5 protein-coding genes and 1 pseudogene are annotated in these 20,377 nt (G+C 71.2%); 3 read left to right on the plus strand and 3 right to left on the minus strand.

The window, feature by feature from the left end; all coding sequences use genetic code 11:
- Window positions 1-147: 147 nt before the first annotated feature.
- Both BLS95_RS41745 and BLS95_RS58505 read right to left on the minus strand, forming a co-directional pair.
- Complete coding sequence (locus BLS95_RS41745; RefSeq protein ID WP_090945141.1) at window positions 148-11,400, minus strand: type I polyketide synthase; 11,253 nt, start codon at window positions 11,398-11,400, stop codon at window positions 148-150.
- Entirely contained in the window at window positions 11,397-14,294 is a 2,898-nt protein-coding gene (locus tag BLS95_RS58505; protein ID WP_281250098.1) for an AMP-binding protein, read from the minus strand. Before BLS95_RS58505 ends, BLS95_RS41745 begins: the two co-directional genes overlap by 4 nt.
- Before the next feature lie 784 nt (window positions 14,295-15,078).
- Between BLS95_RS58505 and BLS95_RS41760 the strand changes: the two genes are divergently transcribed.
- The 3 genes from BLS95_RS41760 (at window position 15,079) to BLS95_RS41770 (ending at window position 19,161) form a co-directional block, all read left to right on the plus strand.
- Complete coding sequence (locus tag BLS95_RS41760; RefSeq protein WP_245765614.1) at window positions 15,079-16,011, plus strand: ADP-ribosylglycohydrolase family protein; 933 nt, start codon at window positions 15,079-15,081, stop codon at window positions 16,009-16,011.
- Window positions 16,012-16,361: 350 nt separating this feature from the next.
- Window positions 16,362-16,688, plus strand: coding sequence for a MarR family transcriptional regulator (locus tag BLS95_RS41765; RefSeq protein ID WP_218136246.1), 327 nt, complete (start codon window positions 16,362-16,364; stop codon window positions 16,686-16,688).
- Between the two features lie 778 nt (window positions 16,689-17,466).
- Window positions 17,467-19,161, plus strand: a complete 1,695-nt coding sequence (locus BLS95_RS41770; protein WP_090945143.1) for a CARDB domain-containing protein — start codon at window positions 17,467-17,469, stop codon at window positions 19,159-19,161.
- 635 nt (window positions 19,162-19,796) lie between these two features.
- Here BLS95_RS41770 and BLS95_RS41775 read toward each other — a convergent pair.
- A pseudogene (locus BLS95_RS41775) lies at window positions 19,797-20,187 on the minus strand (transposase family protein); the annotation flags it as partial.
- Window positions 20,188-20,377: the final 190 nt, after the last annotated feature.

The raw sequence follows: 20,377 nt of genomic DNA on the forward strand, positions 1-20,377 counted from the left end.
TGAGCGGTCCGTCGTCGACCGGGAGAAGCCGCTTGGGCACTCCGCGGACGACGGGGCGCAGCCGCGTCCCCCCGGCCACCGGGCGGCAGGACGCCTTTAGCGGGTTGCCCGCTTCCTGCGACCGCCGCCCGGCGCCGAGGACCTCGGCTACACGTCGCCACCCAGCTCCCGGTCGAGAATCTCGAAGAGTTCCTCCGCGGAGGCCGTGGCGAGTTGCTCGGCAGAGGCCGCGGCGAGCTGCTCGTCGTCCGCCGCGGAGGGAGGAGGCTCGGGAGACTCCACCTCCGCTGGGGCCAGCCGCTCGGCCAGGTATCGGGCGACCGCGGTGGCGTTCGGCTGGTCGAAGGCGAGCGTGGCGGGCAGCGGAAGGCCGGTCCGCCGGCGCAGCCGGTTCCGCAGCTCGACGGCGGCCAGCGAGCTGAAGCCGAGCTGCACGAAGCCGCGCTCGGCGTCGATCGCGTCCGCGGTGTCGTGCCCGAGCGCCACCGCTGCCTCGGCCTGGACCAGCTCAAGCAACAGGCGGTCCCGCTCCCGGGCAGGCAGCCCGGCCAGCCGCTCCTGCAGCCCGGCTGCGCCGTTCGACTCGTCGGTCCGTGCGGCCACGGCGGCTGTACGGCGCACGCCCACGAGGTCACGCAAGAGCGCGGGCAGGTCGTCGCCACGAGCCCGCAGCGCGCGGACGTCCGGCCGGATCGGCGCCAGCACCGGCGCGGGCACGCGCAGCGCCGCGTCGAACAGCGCCAGCCCGGTCTCCGCGGAGATCGCCGGTATGCCCAGCGTGCGCACCCGGGCCAGGTCGGTGTCCTGCAGCGGCCCACCGAGCCCGGTGTCCACCGCCCACATTCCCCAGGTCAGTGAGGTGGCGGGCAGCCCGGAGGCGGCGCGATCCGCGGCGAGCGCGTCGAGGAAGGCGTTGGCCGCCGCGTAGTCGCCCTGCCCGGCGGCGAGCACCATCCCTCCGGCGGAGGAGAACAGTACGAAGCGGGCGAGGTCATGCTTTTGGGTGAGTTCGTGCAGGTGCCAGGCGGCGTCCGCCTTGGGGCGCAGCACCCGGTCCAGCCCTTCCTCCGTCAGCGTGCCGAGCACCCCGCCGGCCATCACTCCCGCGGTGTGCACCACGGCGCGCAGGGGGTGGGTGCCGGGGATCTCCTCCAGCAGTACGGTGAGGGCGTCCCGGTCGGCCACGTCGCAGGTGGCGATGGTGACCTCGGCGCCCAGTTCGGTCAGTTCGTCGCGGAGTTCGGCGGCGCCGGGGGCGTCCAGGCCCCGGCGGGAGGCCAGTAGCAGGTGCCGTACGCCGTGTTCGGCCACCAGATGCCGGGCCATCAGGGCGCCCAGCCCGCCGGTGCCGCCGGTGATCAGCGTGGTCCCATCGGCCGGCCAGGCCGCGTCGTACGGGTCAACGGCTGCGGCGCGCGATACCCGGTCGGCGTGACCCTCGCGCGGGAGTGCGGCGCCGGTCAGCCGGGGAACCCACGGCCGGCCGTCACGGATCGCCAACTCGGGCTCGCCGGTGGCCAGGGCCACGCGCACGCCGTCCGCCAGGTAGCCGGCCGGATCCAGGTCGACCAGGATGATCCGACCGGGGTTCTCCTCCTGGGCGGCCCGCACCAGGCCCCAGACCGCGGCCCGCGCCGGATCCGGCGCTTCGGTGTCGCGCACCGCCACGGCACCCCGGGTGATCACCACTGCCGGCCGGGTGTCCGCCTTGACCGACCAGTCCTGTAGACCGGTAAGGACCGTACGCAGGGCACGCCGCACCCGATCCGGCACACCGCCGCCTGAGGCTTCGCCGGCGCCGCCGGTGGCGTCGATGACGAGCGCGTCGGAGGCGTCCACCGCGCCGAGGGGACCCGACGGCGTGACCGGCCGCCACGTCACCGCGAGCAGCGACTCCGAGGCCGGGCGGGCCTGTGCCAGCTGGTCGGCCTGAACCGGCCGGGACACCACCGTCTCCACCGTGGCCACCGGCCGGCCGGCGGAGTCGGTGAGGTCCAGCCGGGTGACCTCGTCGCCGTCCAGCCGGCGCAGCCGCACTCGCACCGCGTCGGCGCCGGCGGCGTGCAGGGTGACGCCGTTCCAGTTGAACGGGATCAACGTGGCCTTCGGCCCCGCCACCAGGTCCACGTGCATCGCGGCGTCGAGGAGGGCGGGGTGTAGGCCGTATCGGGTGGTCTGTCCGGCTTCTTCGGGGAGGGTGATGTCGGCGTAGAGGTCGTCGCCGTGTTTCCAGGCTCGGGTGAGGCCGTGGAAGGCGGGGCCGTAGCCGTAGCCGTGGTCGACCAGGCGGTCGTACAGGCCGGTGGTGTCCAACGGCTGGGCATCCGGCGGGGGCCAGGCGTGGCCCAGGTCCGCTGGGGTGTCTTGGGGGGTGGGGGTGAGGGCGCCGGTCGCGTGCCGGGTCCAGGTCCCATGATCGTCTTTGGAGTGGATGCCGATCTGGTGCCGGCCGTCTTCGTCAGGTGGGCTCAGAATGATCTGAAGAGTGACGCCGTCGGTGGTGTCCGGGATGGGCAGGGGGCTGTGCAGCGTGAGCTCTTCGATCGCCGGGCAGCCGACCTGGTCACCGGCACGCAGGGCCAGCTCGACAAAGGCGGTACCAGGCAGGATCGGGACGGCGTTGATGACGTGATCGGCCAGCCAGGGCTGGGTGGTGACCGACAACCGACCGGTCAGGATGGCGCCGCCGTCGGGCTGCTCCACCACCGCACCCAGGATCGGGTGGTCGACGGCGGTCTGGCCGAGGGAGGCCGGGTCACCGGCCAGGGTGGGCTGCAGCCAGTAGCGGCGGTGCTGGAAGGCGTAGGTGGGCAGGTCCAGACGGCCGACACCGTCCGGTCCGGCCGGTCTGGCCCGTCCGGCCCCGGTGGTCCAGGCCGGCCAGGCGGTCCAGTCCACGGCCGTGCCACATGTCCAGGCCTGGCCCAGCCCGGCGACCAGTTGGGTGGTTTCGTCCCGGTCGCGCCGCAGCAGGGCCACCACCGAGGCGGGTTCTGCGTCGTTGTCGTTGTGGTGGGTGAGGGTTTGTTCGATCATGGGGGTCAGCTGGGCGTCCGGGCCTACCTCGACGAAGCAGCCGACCTGATGCCGGGACAAGGTAGTGACGGTGTCGGCGAACCGCACCGGCCGCCGCACGTGCTCGGCCCAGTAGCCGGGCTGGGTGATCTCTTCGCCGGCCAGGTCACCTGAGACGTTGGACACCAGCGGCAGCTCCGGACGCCGCAGCGTCAGCCCCGCCACGACCTGCTCGAGCTCGGCCAGCATCGGCTCCATCAGCGGGGAGTGGAAGGCGTGTGACACCCGCAGCGGCCGGGTTCGGTGCCCGTGCTGCCGCGCCCAGTCGATGACCTGTTCCACCTGGCCGGATGCGCCGGAGATCACCACCGCGCCGGGCGCGTTGACCGCTGCCACCGCCACCTGGTCATAGCCAGCCAATACGGGCGCGAGTTCCTCTTCGCCACAGCCGATCGCCGCCATCGCACCCCCGGCCGGCAACGCCTGCATCAACCGGCCACGAGCCGCCACCAACCGGCACGCGTCCGCCAGGTCCAGCACCCCGGCCACATGCGCCGCAGTGATCTCCCCCAGCGAATGCCCGGCCACGTAATCGGGCCGGATGCCCAGCGATTCCAGCAGCCGGTACAACGCCGTCTCCACCGCGAACAGCCCGGCTTGCGCGAACACCGTCTGATCCAGCACTCCACCGGCAGCAGAATCACCGGTCTCGCTGGTCTGGCCGAGGATGATCTCCCGCAGGCTCACACCACCGGCCAGACCGGTCACAACCCCCGCAGCGTCGGCGGCGGTGAGCTCAGCCTCCAGGAGTTCGCAAGCCTCATCAAAAGCGCGAGCGAACACCGGGTAAGCCGCATATAGCTCACGGCCCATCCCGGGCCGCTGGGCACCCTGACCAGAGAACAGCACCGCCACCCGGCCCGGCCGCACCCGACCCACCGAAGACGGCTCCAACTCCCCAGCCGCCAGCGCCCGCAGCCCGGCCAGCAGACCCTCCCGGTCCACCGCTGGCAACACCGCCCGATGCTCCAGGGCGGCCCGGCGCGCCAGCCCGGCCGCCACCCTCACCGGACCAACCTCGTCATGCTCGGTCATGAACCCGGCAAGCCGGTCGGCCTGCGCCCGCAACGCCGCCTCGCTCTTGGCCGACACCACCACAGGCACCGGCACCGGCACGGCGGCGTGGTCGCCCTCGGGTGAAGTGGCCGTGCTGCCGTCCCGCTCGCCCGACGGCTCCCTGGTGAGCGGCTCTTCCTCGGCCGGGGGTTCTTCCAGGATGACGTGCGCATTGGTGCCGGAGATGCCGAACGACGACACCCCCGCCCGGCGCGGCCGGTCCGCAGCGCGCGGCCAGGGCTGGGGCTCGGTCAGCAGCTCCACCGCCCCACCGGACCAGTCCACCTTCGACGACGGCGCGTCCACGTGCAGCGTCCTGGGCAACAGCTCGTGCCGCATGGCCAGGATCATCTTGATCACACCGGCTACTCCGGCCGCCGCCTGGGTATGCCCCAGGTTCGACTTCACCGACCCCAGCCACAACGGCGATGGCCGGTCCTGGCCGTAGGCGGCCAGCAAAGCCTGCGCCTCGATCGGGTCGCCCAGCGCGGTGCCGGTGCCGTGTCCTTCTACCACGTCCACCTGTGCGGGACCGATCCCTGCCGAGGCCAGCGCCTGAGCGATCACCCGCTCCTGCGAGGGACCGTTCGGCGCGGTCAGCCCATTCGACGCCCCGTCCTGGTTCACCGCGCTACCGCGCAGCACTGCCAGCACCCGATGCCCCCGACGGCGGGCGTCCGACAGCCGCTCCACCACCAGCACCCCGACACCCTCGCCCCAGCCGACCCCATCAGCCGCCTCGGCGAAGGACTTACACCGCCCATCAGCGGCCAACCCGCGCTGGAGGCCGAAGTCGGTGAAGGTGTCCGGCGTGGACATCACCGTCACCCCACCGGCCAGCGCCAGATCGCACTCTCCCGCACGCAAGGCCTGCGCCGCCAGATGCAACGCCACCAACGACGACGAACACGCCGTGTCCACCGACACCGCCGGCCCTTCCAAGCCGAACGCGTACGACACCCGCCCGGACACCACGCTGGCCAGGCTGCCGTTGCCCAGGTAGCCGGCATACTCCTCCGGCACCTGGCCCGGCCGAGTGCCCCAGTCGTGGTACATCACTCCGGCGAACACCCCGGTCGGGGTGCCACGCAGTCCGGATGGGTCGATGCCGGCGCGCTCCAGGGCCTCCCAGGACGCTTCGAGCAGCAGCCGCTGCTGCGGGTCCATGGCGGTGGCCTCCCGCGGGCCGATATCAAACGGAGCGGGGTCGAAGTACGCCGCGTCGTGCAGGAACCCGCCTTGCCGGGTGTAGGTGCGACCCAGCTTGCCGGGCTCCGGATCGTACATGCCGGTGATGTCCCAGCCTCGGTCGGTGGGGAAGCCGGTGATGCCATCACGATCGTCGATCAGGAGCCGCCAGAGGTCTTCAGGACCGGTCACCTGGCCGGGGAAACGGCAGGCCATCCCGACAACGGCAATGAGATCACCACCAACATCACCGGCAGAGCCGCCGGCCGGGGCAGCCGGGACCGGGCGACGGGCCGCGGTACCGGACAGGGCGGCGTCCAGATGCACCGCAAGCGCGCGGGGAGTGGGATGGTCGAAAACCAGAGTAGGAGTGAGCCGTAGCCCGGTCATCGCGTGCAGCCGGTTACGCAACTCCACCGCGGTCAGCGAGTCGAACCCGAACTCCTGGAAAGGCCGGTCCGCATCGATGGCCGCAGCGGTGTCATGACCCAAAGTGGCCGCCGCCTCGCTACAGACCACATCCAAAAGCCGCCGCTGCCGCTGCGGGGCCGACAGCTGCGCCAGCGCCGCCACCAACGGCCGCACCTCACCAGCCGCCCCGGCGGAGTCGGCCGGGCCGACCGTCCGGGCGGGGTCGGCGGCCGGGCGCGCGAGGGGACCGGCCAGCTCACGCAACAGCGCCGGCAGATCGGCCCCACGCCGGCCCAGCGCGGCCGGATCGAACCGGGCCGGCACCAGATACGGCCGACCCGCGGCCAGGCCGGCGTCCAGCAAGGCCAGACCCTGACCCGCGGTCAACGTCACCAGCCCCGCGCTGCGCATCCGCGCATCATCCCGCGCGCTGATCCGGCCGGCCATGCCCCGCTCCTCGGCCCACGGCCCCCACGCCAGCGAGACCGCCGGCAAACCGGCCGCGGCCCGGGCCACCGCCAGCGCATCGGTGAACGCGTTCGCGGCCGCGTAGTTGCCCTGCCCGGCCCCATCCACCACCCCGGCCAGCGAGGAGAACACCACAAACCGGGCCAGACCATCCTCGCGGGTCAGCTCGTGCAGATGCCAGGCCGCGTCCACCTTCGGCCGCAACACCGCCTCCACCCGCTCGGCCGACAACGACGTGATCACTCCGTCGTCCACCACCCCCGCCGCATGCACCACCGCCCGCAACGGATGGGCCTGGCCGATCCCCTCCAGCAACACCGCCAGCGCGTCCCGATCAGCCACATCACAGGCCGCGACAGACACCTCGGCGCCCAGCCCGGCCAGCTCATCGCGGAGTTCGGCCGCGCCGGGGGCATCGGCACCCCGGCGGGAGACCAGCAGCAGATGCCGCACCCCGTGCTCGACGACCAGATGCCGAGCCACCAGCGCGCCCAGTCCACCGGTGCCGCCGGTGATCAGCGTGGTCCCATCGACCGGCCAGGCCGCCACGGGCTCCTCGCCGGCATTGTCACCCCCCGCCCGACCAGCACCGCCAGGCGCCGACCAGGAAGAGGCCACGTCTTCCGAACCGGGCGACGCCACCCGCCCCAGACGCGGCACCCACACCCGGCCGCCGCGCAGCGCCACCTCCGGCTCACCACAAGCCAGCGCCGCCGCCGCCGCCGCGTCGGCCACCCCGTCGCCGATTCGGCCCAGCGAGGCGTCGGCAAGCGCCACCTCACCGGGTGCCGTCTCGGCGTCGGTTTCCAGATCGACCAGTGTGATCCGGCCGGGATGCTCCGCCTGCGCCGCCCGTATCAACCCGAACACCGCCGCCTGCGCCGGATCCGGGATCTCACCGTCGGCCACGGCCACCGCGCCCCGGGTCACCACCACCAACCGGGCGTCATCTCCCGGTTCACGAGTCAGCCATTCCTGCAAGCGGGCCAACACCGAACCCACGCCACGGCGTAGGCGGTCCAGCAGCCCACTGTCGGCAGATCCGACCCTGGCCCACCCGGTGGCATCGATCACCAGATCTGCGCCGATGCCACCCGACGACACCGTCACGTCCACCGGCCGCCACGCCACCTCGTGCAGCCACTGGTGCGCCGCAGAGCGCGAGCTCGACCACTCCGCGGGCACCGAGCGGTAAGCCAGTGACGTCACCGTGGCCACCGGCTGGCCCACAGGGTCGGCGAGGTCGAGCCGAACCCCGGCTTCGTCGTCCTGGCGCAGCCTGACCCGCGCCGCACGCGCCCCGTCGGCATGCAGTGACACCCCGCGCCAGGCGAACGGCAACGCCGTATCCTGGTCGTGGCCGGGCAGCAGGTCGGTGGCGTGCAGGGCCGCGTCGAGCAGCGCCGGGTGCACGCCGAAGCCCGTTGCCTCCATCCCGTCGGCCAACGCCACTTCGACGAAGACCTCCTCGCCGCGACGCCAGGCTCGGGTGAGGCCGCGGAAAGCGGGGCCGTAGTCGTAGCCGCGGTTGGCCATCGCCGGGTAGAGGCCGGTGACGTCGAGCGGTTCCGCGCCCGGCGGTGGCCAGTCGGCGAACTCGTGTGCCGCCGGGCCGGGAGCCGGGTCGGGGGAGAGGAAGCCGGTAGCGTGCCGTAGCCAGACACCGTCTTCGCCGATGGAGTGGATCTCCACGGGCCGCCGCCCGTCCACGGCGGATCGGCCGGCGACCACCCGGATCGTCACGTGGCCCCGACTCGGTAGCTCCAGGGGGGTGTGCAGGGTGAGTTCGTCGATGGCCGGGCAGCCGACCTGGTCACCGGCACGCAGGGCGAGCTCGACGAAGGCGGTGCCGGGCAGGATCGGAGTGGCGTTGATGGCGTGATCGGCCAGCCAGGAGTGGGCGGTGACCAACAACCGGCCGGTCAGGATGGCGCCACCGTCAGGCTGTTCCACCACCGCACCCAGGATCGGATGGTCGGCGGCACCCAGACCAAGCGCGGCCGGGTCACCGGCCGGGGCGGGTTGCAGCCAGTAGCGGCGGTGCTGGAAGGGGTAGGTGGGCAGATCCAGGTCGCCGATGCGGGCACCGCCTGGCCCGGTCGGCCAGGCAGTCCAATCCACGGCCGTGCCACACGTCCAGGCCTGGCCCAGTCCGGCGACCAGTTGGGCGGTCTCGTCCCGATCGCGGCGCAGCAACGCCACCACCGAGGCAGGCTCTGCGTCGTTGTCGTTGCGGTGGGTGAGGGTTTGTTCGATCATCGGGGCCAGCTGCGCGTCCGGACCGGCCTCCAGGAAACAGCCGACCCCGTGCCCGCGCAGAGTGGTGACGACGTCGGCGAACCGCACCGGCCGGTGCACATGCTCCACCCAGTAGCCGGGCTCGGTGATCTGCGACCCGGCAACCCGCCCGCTCACTCCCGACACCAGCGCCATGGTCGGCGGGTGGAACGTCAGCGAGGCCGCCACCGCGGCGAACTCGGTCAGCATCGGCTCCATCAACGGCGAGTGGAACGCGTGCGACACCCGCAGCGGCCGGGTCCGGTGCCCGTGCTGCCGCGCCCACTCGACGACCTGCTCCACCTGCTCGGACGCGCCGGAGACGACCACCGCGCCGGGCGCGTTCACCGCCGCCACTGAGATCTCGCCACGCCCGGCCAGCACCGGCGCGAGCTCCTCTTCGCCGCAGCCGATCGCCGCCATCGCGCCCCCGGCCGGCAACGCCTGCATCAACCGCCCACGAGCGGCCACCAACCGGCACGCATCCGCCAGGTCCAGCACCCCGGCCACATGCGCCGCGCTGATCTCCCCCAGCGAATGCCCAGCCACAAAATCAGGCCGGACCCCCAACGATTCCAGCAGCCGGTACAACGCGGTCTCCACCGCGAACAGCCCGGCCTGCGCGAACACCGTCTGATCCAGCACCCCACCGGCACCAGAACCATCGGTCTCGCCGAGGATGATCTCCCGCAAGCCCAACCCACCGGCCAGACCGCTCACAACCCCCGCAGCCTCGATAGCGGTGAGCTCGGCCTCCAGCAACGCACACGCCTCATCAAAGGCGCGAGCGAACACCGGGAAGGCCGCATACAACTCCCGTCCCATTCCAGACCGCTGAGCACCCTGACCAGAGAACAGCACCGCCACCCGGCCCGGCCGCACCCGACCCACCACCGAAGACGGCTCCGACTCCCCAGCCGCCAACGCCCGCAACGCGGACAGCAGACCCTCCCGATCCGCCGTCGGCAACACCGCCCGATGCTCCAACGCCGCCCGGCGCGCCAGCCCGGCCGCCACCCCCACCGGACCAGCCTCACCGTGCTCGGCCACGAACCCGGCAAGCCGACCGGCCTGCGCCCGCAACGCCGCCTCGCTCTTGGCCGACACCACCACAGGCACCGGCACCGGCACGGCCGCGTGGTCGCCCTGGGGTGCGGTGGCCGTGATGCTGTCCCACTCTGCCGACCCCGCCCCGGCCAACGCTTCCTCAACAGCGGGCACAGCGGTACCGACGACCGACGGCTCCTCAACGGGCGGCTCTTCCAAGATCACATGAGCGTTGGTGCCGGAGATGCCGAACGACGACACCCCCGCGCGGCGCGGCCGGCCCTCGACCCGCGGCCACTGCCGGGCCTCGGTCAGCAGCTCCACCGCCCCGCCGGACCAGTCCACCTTGGAGGACGGCGCGTCCACGTGCAGCGTCTTGGGCAACAGCCCATGCCGCATCGCCAGGACCATCTTGATCACACTGGCAATGCCGCCGGCCGCCTGGGTGTGACCCAGGTTGGACTTGGCCGAGCCCAGCCACAGCGGCGACTGCCGGTCCTGACCGTAGGTGGCCAGCAGCGCGTGCGCCTCGATCGGGTCCCCCAGCGCGGTGCCGGTGCCGTGCGCGTCGACCGCGTCCACGTCCGCGGGCTCCAGCCGGGCGGCCGCCAGTGCGTCCCGGATGAGCCTGCGCTGCGCGGGACCGCTCGGCGCGGTCAGCCCGTTGGACCTGCCGTCCTGGTTGATCGCGGTGCCGCGCACCACGGCCAGCACCCGGTGCCCGTGGCGGCGGGCGTCCGACAGCCGCTCCACCACCAGCACCGCGACACCCTCGGAGAACGCTGTGCCGTCCGCGGCATCGGCGAACGCCTTCACCCGGCCGTCCGGAGCCAGCCCCCGCTGCCGGCTGAACGCGGTGAACATGCCCGGGCTGCCCATCACCGCCACCCCGCCGACGAAGGCCAGGGAGGACTCGCCTGAGCGTAGCGAGGCGCAGGCCAGGTGCAGCGAGACGATCGCGCCGGAGCACGCGGTGTCCACCGTGATCGCCGGCCCGGACAGGCCGAGCAGATAGGCGAGCCGGCCGGAGACCACACTCGGCGCGTTGCCGGTCATCAGGTAGCCGTCCAGGCCTTCCGGCGCCTCGTGCACGCGCACGCCGTACTCGTGTACCTCGGCGCCGAAGAACGCGCCGACGGGCTGGTCGCGCAGTGACGTCGGGTCGATGCCCGCGTGCTCCAGCGCGGCCCAGCAGGTTTCCAGCACCACCCGCTGCTGCGGGTCCATGGCCAGCGCCTCGCGCGGGTTGATGCCGAAGAAGTCCGCGTCGAACCCGGTCGCGTCGGGCAGAAAGCCGCCGCGACTCACGTAGCTCTTCCCTGGGGCGTCCGGGTTCGTGTCGAAGAGGTTCTCCAGATCCCAGCCGCGGTCGGTGGGAAAGTCGCCGAGCACCTCGCGTTCCTCGGCGAAGATTCGCCACAGTCCCTCGGCGGAGTCGACGCCGCCGGGGAAGCGGCACCCGATGCCGACGATGACGACCGGGTCGGCGTCGGCGTCCGGCGTGGCGTCCAGGACGTCCGCGCGCCCCGTCGCGGGCTCCGGCACGGGCAGACCCAGTACGGCGGCGCGGACGTAGTCGGCGACCAGCTCGGGCGTGGGGTAGTCGAAGGCCAGGGTCATCGGCAGCGCCACGCCGGTGGCGGTGACCAGCCGGTCGTGCAGGTCCACTGCGGCCAGCGAGTCGAGGCCGAGCTCGCGGAACGGCCGGCTGGAGGTCACTTCGGCCAGCTCGCCGCCCTCCACTCCGAGCAGCGCCTCCCCGGTCTCCCGGAGCACCAGTTCCAGGAGCACCCGGCGCTGCTCCGCGGCGGGCAGTTCGTCGAGGCCGTCGAGCCCGGCCTCGGAAGGGCCGCCGTGCTCGCCTGGGGTTGCCATCATGCGCTCCGGGGGTCGGGGTTTCGCGGCAGGTCGTAGACCCGTTGGCGTTGCAGCTGGGAGACGGAGACGATCTCGCCCCCGCGGATCACCACTTCGGTAGGCGCGGGGCGGCCGAGGAACAGGGACAAGCTGGCGGTGAGTCCGTAAGCGCCCGCGTGCGGGATGGTCACCAGATCGCCGGGGGCCGGGTCGGGCAGTTCGACCTCGCGGGCGAGCAGGTCGCCGGGTGTGCACAAGGGCCCGGCCAGCGCGGCCCGGCGGCCGGGCGCGGCGTCGTTCGGTGTGCCGCCGTTCGGTGGCGTGGGCTTGACCTGGACCGGGAGCAGCCGGCCGAGCCCGGCCATGCCGCCGAACGCGTTGATCCCCGCGTCCAGGATGACGAAGGTGCGGCCCCGGCTCTCCTTGACGTTGACCACGGTGCAGTGCAGCTCGCCACAGTCGGACACCAGGTACCGGCCGGACTCGCAGGCGATGCCCGGCCGGCCGTCCCGCCACTGCGGCAGGTACCGGTCCAGCGCCTCTTCCAGGCCTTTGCGCAGGCTCGGGTAGCCGGGCCGCGTACCGGGCATGCCGTACGGCGCGGCGAACCCACCGCCGAGATCCACCAGTTCGAGCGGTTCGCCCAGGATGCGCTGCACCTCCGCGGCGACCGTCACGGTGTGCTGGAACTCGCCGAGCAGGCTGTCCTCGTCCGCGGCGTTGCTGAGCGGGAAGAAGTGGGCGCCGATGATCCGGATGCCCGGAATCGCGCGCATCGCGGCCACCTGGGCGGGCAGGTCCTCCATGTCGTTGCCGAACTGGGAGGGGGCGCCGGTCATCCGGATACTGGTGGCGGCGGCCGCGGTGGCGCTGTTCACGCGCAGCAGGCATTTCGCGACGGTGCCGTGCGCGGTGGCCGCGGCGCCGATGTGTTCGAGGTCGGTGAGCGACTCCACGGAGAACAGCCGCACCCCGGCGGCGAGCGCCTCGGCCAGTTCCCCCGCTGTCTTCCCGGGCCCGGTGTACATGCAGTCCGCGCCGGTGAAACCGGCGGCCAGCGCGGCGCTCAGCTCCCCGGTGGAGCTGATCTCCGCACGGCAGCCGCCGCCCGGGGCCGTACGCAGCGCGCGGGCCACGTCCGGGTGCGGGTTGGCCTTGAGCGCATAGTAGATCGCCGTGCCCTCCGGCATGAAGTCGGCCAGGTCCCGGTGCGCCGCCGTGACCCGGTCCAGGTCGTACACGTAGAGCGGGGACCCGAACCGGCTGACCAGTTCCTCACGGCTGATTCCCGGCGGCTTCCGGTGGGGCTCCGCCTGCCGGGTCGCATCCTTGGGCGCTGAGTCCGGGAGCGCCTGCCGGGGGCGGGGAGTGGCCGGACGTTCTTCCTGTGCGTGCAGGTGGCGCAGCTGGTCGCGGGCGTACTTGCCGTGCGCGGACTGCGGGAGCTCCGGGATCACCCGGCAGACCGCGGGCACCTTCGCCGGCTCCAGCCGGGCGGCCAGCTCGCGGAGGACGGCGTGGGGTTCCAGCTTCGCCCCGTTGTCGGCCTCGACGAAGATCGCGAGATCGTGCTCGCCCTCCGGGGGCAGCGCGGCGGCCGCCCGTACCCCGGCGATGTCGAGCGCCGCCGCCTCGATCTCCACGGTGCTCATCCGGATGCCCTTGCGTTTGAACATGTCGTCCCGCCGGCCGTCGAAGTAGAGGTATCCGTCCTGGTCGAAGTGGCCGTAGTCACCGGTGTGCAGGCGCGTCTCCCCGGTCCGCGGGTCGCGGCGGAAGGTCTTCGCGGTCACCTCGGGGTTGCGCCAGTACCCCGGCATCACGTGCGGGCCGGTCACCACGATCTCCCCGGTCTCCCCGGTGGGCACCGGCTTCCCGTCGGGGTCGAGGATGTGTACGGCGGTGCCGGCCAGCGGCCGTCCGACGGAGTCCGGGCGCTCCCGCTCCTCCTCCGGAGGCATGACGGAGATGCGCTTGCACTCGGTCTGGCCGAACTGGCGGACCACCCGGGCGCCGGGGAAGTGGGTCCGCAGCGCGTCGATGGTGGCGGTGGGCAGCGCCGCGCCCGTGTTGGTGAACAACCGCACCCCGGTGGTGGGCTCACCCTTCCGCTGCGCCGAGGCGATGATCATGTTGGCCAGCGAGGGCACGATCGGCACCACCGTCGCCCGGGTCTTCCGGAGCTGGTCGACCAGCCGCAGGTCGGCGCCGGCGTCGGCGAAGACCAGTTCGGCGCCCACGGCGCAGGTCATCAGCAGCTTGTACAGCCCGTAGTCCCAGGACATCGGGAAACGGCAGAAGACCACGTCGTCCGGACGGTAGCCGAGCGCCTCGGCGAGCGCCACGGTGGCGAAGCAGACCTGGGCGTGGGGGCAGATCACCGCTTTCGGCTCCGCCGTACTGCCCGAGGTGTACACCAGCGCGGCCAGATCCGTGGGGTTGATCTCAATCGGTTCGGCCACGCGCGCCCGTTGGCTCGCGAGCTCGGTCACCTCGTCCCAGACCGCTTCGAAGTCGTGGACCGGTGCGCCGGTGAGGGCGCGCACGTCGGCGGGTTTCCCGCCGGCGGATTCGACGATCACCAGCGCGGGGTCGGCGTTCTCGAGCACCGAACGCAGGTGAAAGCTCTTCATCGCCGAGTTGAGCGGCACGAAGACGGCACCGCGGCGGGAGACGCCGAAGAACAGCGCGGCCAACCGGCGGTCGGTGGGGGCCTGCACCACCACTCGCGCGCCCGGCCCGACGCCGTGCCCGGCCAGCCAGCGGTCTACCGCGTGGCTGATCGTATCCAGTTCGTGATAGGTCCAGATCCCGGTGGAGTCCCTCACCGCTGGCGACTCGGGAAACTCCGCGGCGCTTTGGTCGAGAAAGTCGTGGATGAATGTCCCGCTGTATTTTTGCCGGTTATTCCGCATAATCGACGATCTCCCTCAGGCAGCGGAGTTCAGGCTAAGCCGGGGCTCCGCCCCTGAAGTACCCCTAGCCGCCCCTAACGTCGGAGCCGGCCGGCCTACGGCCTGGCCATAGCCTCCTGCCAGCGATCCTTACGCTGAGCTCGGGCGATCCCTTCGCCCATTCTTCGCTGTCCGTCATCGCGAGCGCGGGTTTCAAGCTCCTGAACGACGTCGCCGACGACATCCTCCAGTTTCCACCGCCCGCTCGCCGTCCGTTGATTGAGATGACCCCTGGAGAATGGTGATGACATAGGCGTGTCGTTCGACAGAGACCGAAATCTGGCCGTCACGGCGTTAGCAGTTTCGCTCGTAACAAAGCCCCTTATATTGATAGCCGCTGCCGCGCCTCTGAGAGATGGGACACTCACGAATCGAATAACCCCTACTGGCTGCCTCGGTGGCGAGTGCCTGCTGCGTGTGCCGACCATGAGCCGGATACGGAGGCCCCCGTTCCACTGCTTCCGCTTCCCGAGGTAAGGGTCGTCGGGCACCACCCCGCGGCGCTACGCGAAGTCCACCACACGTCCCCATGCGGTGACTTCAGGCCTTCGGTGGTAAGGCCGATAGCCGGCGTGGCGCTTCCGGCACGTCATCGGGCCGGCCCAGGTCCTCGCCGGTCGAGATGCGCTTGAGGAGGGCGAGTTGCCGAGGACTGAGAGGGCCCCAACGATGCATGAGCCCTTGGTGCCGCAGCCAGTCCGCCTCGGACGGACGAGCCGCTCTGGCGTACCTCACAATGGAGAGGATGCCCCCTGATCCTCTTGCGCGTGCCACAGCCTCTCTTCGCGGCCTGGCTCTGGGCGACGCCTTCGGTTCCCAATTCTTCGTTCCGGCCAATCGACAAGCCCTCTCCGACCGCCTGCCTCCGCCCGGCCCATGGCAGTGGACCGACGACGCCGAGATGGCATGCTCTATCCATCGTGTCCTTGCTGACCACGGCGCCATCGACCAGGACGCACTCGCCGCGAGCTTCGCGGCACGTCACGATTTCGATCGTGGGTACGGCCCGGCCACGAATCGGATGCTCCGTCTCATCCGCGAAGGCGGGGACTGGCGGACGCTTTCGGCCGAACTGTTCGACGGCAAGGGCTCATGGGGCAATGGCGCCGCTATGCGGGTGGCCCCTCTCGGCGCCTGGTTCGCCGACGACGTCGCGCAGGTCATCCAACAGGCGGCCCTTTCAGCACAGGTGACCCACACTCACCCCGAAGCAGTAGCCGGCGCCATAGCGGTAGCGGTGGCCGCGGCAACGGCCGTCACGGAGCCCGATCTCCCGCCGGGGCGCTTCCTGGACAGGATCAGCGAGAACGTGCCCGCGAGCATGGTCCGTGACGGCATCGCGGAGGCCCGGCAACTCCTCACCATCGGTGATTCGGCGCTCGCCGCCAGGATGCTGGGAAACGGGCGGCAGGTCAGCGCGCATGACACGGTTCCTTTCACCCTCTGGGTGACGGCGCGCGAACGCCATGACTTTGAAGCGGCCATGTGGACCACTGCGGCGGCCGGCGGGGATGTCGATACCACCTGTGCCATCGTGGGCGGTATCGTCGCGGCCTCAGGGAGCACTCGCGTGCCTTCGGAATGGATAAGACAGTGCGAACCGCTGCCGGACTGGGCAGGCGTCCCACCGCTCGAGCGTGAGTCGGACGCCCCAGGCGGCTCCCCGCCGCAGCGCTGAGGTCCTGAAGGACCCACGTGGCAGGATCGCCTGTGCGCGGCGAGTAGACATATTCGATCTTATCTGTCGGGGTGGCGGGACTTGAACCCACGACCTCTTCGTCCAGAGCCGCGAGCGCGAATTCAACGGAAAGCGTTTTAAGTGTTCACCATCTGTCAGCGGCCTGTACTCGAGAGGCCGACCTGGGACGCCGTTCGCTTACCCGCGGGGATATTCCGCGCTTGCCCGCAATATCGCCAGAAGAGCTCGCTGGCCGGGGTTGCCGCCTTCGACGCGTGAGGCCCAGCTAGCGACGACCCTCGCCCCCCATACGTCCGACCCGTTGGACGTTTCTCACCAACCATGCCCGGGTGCTGGTGGAGATCTCCCGCGACCGTGACGCGGTCATGGGCCAGGTCGCCGCCAGCATCGGCATCACCGAGCGGAGCGTGCAGAACATCGTTGCCGATCTGTGCCGGGCGGGCTATCTGACCCGCCACCGAGTCGGCGGCCACAACCGCTACACCCTGAACCTGGATCGGCAGTTCCGGCATCCGGCCGAGGCGGGGCTGCCGGTCCGCGTGCTGATCGACGTGTTCGCCGACCGTGATCCGGGCTGGCGGGCCGCAATCGGGCGGCTGAGGTCGGCGCGTTCAAGGGTGGGGGCGGGCTGGCGGTGGGCGGGACGTCCCCGCTGACGTTGTGTGCCCGCCGGGGCGTGGGAGCTCGCCCGCATGCCCGTCACCGGCAGTGGGAGAAGGTGTCCAGTTGTGGACATCCGGTCCGGCTGCGGCGGCTGCCCAGCGCCTCAGGCCCGGCAGTCGGAGCGCGTGACCGGAACCCCTAATTGTGGAGTTCACCTGTGCAAAGGCGGTTGCTTCACGGCCAGGGGGCAGAGCAGGGCCGCTCAGTGCGCCGTGCTGGGTGGCGAGGTTGCCGGGCGCACCGCGAAACGGTTTTCGGTAGAGGATTGCCATCGCCTGCGGGCGGGCGGACACTGGCCGCTGGTAGGCACCAAACCCCGCCGTTTCTGTCCGTTACAGGGGTGAAGGAGAACGAATGGCAACACCATTCGCCCATATCCGGGTGTTGAGCACGGCGCGTCATGCTTCCAGTGGACGGACGCGTGGATTGAGCGTACGCGTGTATTGATCAGCGTACGGGTCGCGCCGATAGACCGACCCCTCCGTCGGGAGGGTGTGTTCCAAGGGTCCATCACCTGTGCCACCTGAGACCGCCCCACGCTGACCTGGCAGGCGGGCTGCTCAGGCATGCCCTGGTACAGGAACTGTTTCCGTCCAGTCTGTGCGCCGCATGTCGTGTGCCTGTGAACAAGGGCCTGTCCGCGGCAGTGGGCGCCGGGGTGTTGCCGTGGTGTGAGGGCCACGCAGGACCCCGCGCCGTCCGCGGCCCGCGCCTCGCCCTCTGGCCAGGGCCGGGCACGGGAATCGGCCGTCTTGAGAAAGAGGAGATCCCATGCTCCGTCATGTCTTCTTATGGCATCACGTCGCGTTCGCGCCCGCCCGCCAATCGGGATGGCTACGCCGCTGGACGGCACCGGCCGCCGCGCTTGTCCTGGTGGCGACCGTGCTGGCCGGGCTGGCCGGTCCGGCGCAGGCCGCCTGGCCGGGCGACAACGGCAAGATCTACTTCGTCGATCAGTCCACCGAGCCGGACGGGGAGATCTACTCGATCAACCCCGACGGCACCGGCCTGACGAAGATCACCGACAACACCGCGTACGACAACTACCCCACCGCGAACGCCGACGCCACCAAGATCGCCTTCACCCGTTTCGCCAGCGGAGCCCTGCAGGTGTGGACGATGAACCCCGACGGCACCGGCGAGACCCAGATCACCACCGGCGCCGGTCTCATCGATTTCTCGATCACCTGGTCCCCCGACGGCGCCAAGATCGCCTACACCAGTCTGGGCGGATCGATCAGCACCATCAACGCCGACGGGACCGGCAATGTCTCCCTCGGCGTGTTCGGCGACAGCCCCGCCTGGTCACCTGACGGAACCAAGATCGCTTACAGGGCCGGCAACAACATCTTCACCGTCAACCCAGACGGTACCGGCGCCACGCAGGTGACCAGCTACTCCGGCGCCCAGTCCGCCATCCTCCCGGACTGGTCACCCGACGGCAGCAAGATCACCTACACGCTCTCCGCCATCGACGAACTCGGCGGCGGCTCCGACAACATCTACGTGATGAACGCCAACGGCACCGGGCATACCGCCCTCACCAACGACGGCGTCAGCGCCCTCTCGCAGTGGTCACCCGACGGAACCAAGATCGCCTACACCACTGGCGCCGACCCCGCTGTCATGAACGCCAACGGCACGGGCAAGACCATCCTGGCCGGCATCTCCGGCTTCCAGTACGCCACCGACTGGGCCCCCGCACCGTCCGGAGCCGACCTGGCCGTGCAGGTGGCCGACTCGGCCGACCCGGTCAACCTCGGAAGCACGTTCACCGACACCGTCACCGTGACCAACAACGGCCCCGCCGGCGCCACCGGCGTGACCGCCACCCTGGCCCTGTCCGGCAGCGCCTCGGCCGGCATCGTGTCCGCCACCCCGTCGCAGGGCTCCTGCACGGTCACTACTACGGTCTCCTGCAGCCTGGGCAGCCTGGCCAGCAGCGCCTCCGCCACCGTGACCGTCACCCTGTCACCCACTACCACCGGCACCGTGACCGCGACCGCCGGCGTCGACGCCACCGAGGCCGACCCCACCCAGGCCAACGACAGCGACGCCGAGAACACCACCATCGTCGCCGCCGACCTCGACATCGATCTGACCGCCCAGCCTCATCTGGGCATCCTGGTCCCGTACCTGAGCTACAGACTGACCGCCCGCAACGACGGCCCGGACGCGGTCACCTCGGCCACGCTCACCGCGACCCTGCCCGCCGGTAAAACCGCCACCAACCTCTCAGCCGGCTGCACCTCCACCCCCGGCCGGGTGACCTGCACCTCCACCGGCATCGCCGACGGCGCTACGGCCACTTACACCTTCCGCCTGCCGATCGGCCTGCTCAAAATCGGCCCCGTCCCCGTGACCGCCACCCGCACCACCTCCACCCCGGCCGACCCGAACCCGGCCAACGACTCAGCTTCGGCCACCTGCACAGTCATCTCGGTCGTACTGGCCACCTGCTCCTGACCTGATCATCGGAGCACCTCATGCCCCGCGACCTCACCGATCTCCCCCGCCCACCACCAGCTGCCGCGCCGCCTGACCGCACTGGCCACTGCGCTCCTGCCCGCCCTCGACTCAGCCCCGGCCACCACCACCCCGCAGACCATCAACGTCACCGGCGTCGTCACCGCCGGCCGCTACCTGGGTGACGACGTCACCCGCATCACCAGCGGCATCAGCTACGTCGGCAGCCTGCCCGGTTGCCTGCTGGGCACCGACACCATCTCCTCCACCACCGGCCTGGTCGACAGCCTCCTGCTCACCCACTGACCAGGCACCCGTTTTCCCGGGGAGGACATCGTCGTGCCGGCCGCCTGGCCGTGACCTGGAGTGTCCGGGCATCGGCGCGGGCCACCGAGGATCGGCAGAGCTGCTGCCGACGCCCACCGCTGTGGCGGGATCAGCGCCGTACGGGCTGACGTGCGCGGCGCCGGCCCGTACACCCGGCCGTGCTTGAACGGCGGAGCGGCCCTCTGCCCTACAGCGGGGCAGGGGGGCCGGAGGGCGGATGGAGGTCAGGAACAGATCAGGGAGCCGGAGATGGCGTAGTTGCTGCCGCCGCGGTTTTCGCCGCGCATGATCCATTCGGTGGTGCCGGCCAGCCGGCCTGCGGGGTCGGCCAGTAGTTGCACGTTCATCCCTTGCTGTTTGTGTTTGCCGCTGTAGTACGGGCGCTCGTCGGCGAGGCGGTCGATGGGGATGAGGGTGCCGTCCAGGATGGTGTAGGCCAGCCGGGATGCGCGCTTGACGGCGGCGTGCACGTCGTCGGCCAGGGCGGCCAGCAGGTCCACGGCTTCGCGGATGTAGCGCCAGGCCGTGGTGGTGCCGATGGCGAAACCCGCCGGTCAGACGCGCGTAGGTGTCGCCATTACGCAGATGCGCCAAGACCAGCAGGGCTTGCCGGGCCGGGTCTAACCTCCGCCACCGGGAGCGGCGTTCGGCACACCGGATGCGGATCCTCTCATCCGCCACCGCTCCCCGCAAACCCATCCTGACCAGTGCCGTCACGATGGAAAGAGCTCACTGACACAACCTCACGAGGACACGAAGTTCGATCGGCCCCCGCTGCGAGTGGAATCTCCCGGCCGCTTCGGCACCTTCAGCCACGGGCCTTTACAGGAAGAGCACGCCTCGGCCCCCTGACCTGGCAGGGACAGCCATGCCGCCGCAACACCCTCCG

Source organism: Nonomuraea jiangxiensis (genome assembly GCF_900099965.1).
In the GTDB taxonomy this organism is placed as follows: domain Bacteria; phylum Actinomycetota; class Actinomycetes; order Streptosporangiales; family Streptosporangiaceae; genus Nonomuraea; species Nonomuraea jiangxiensis.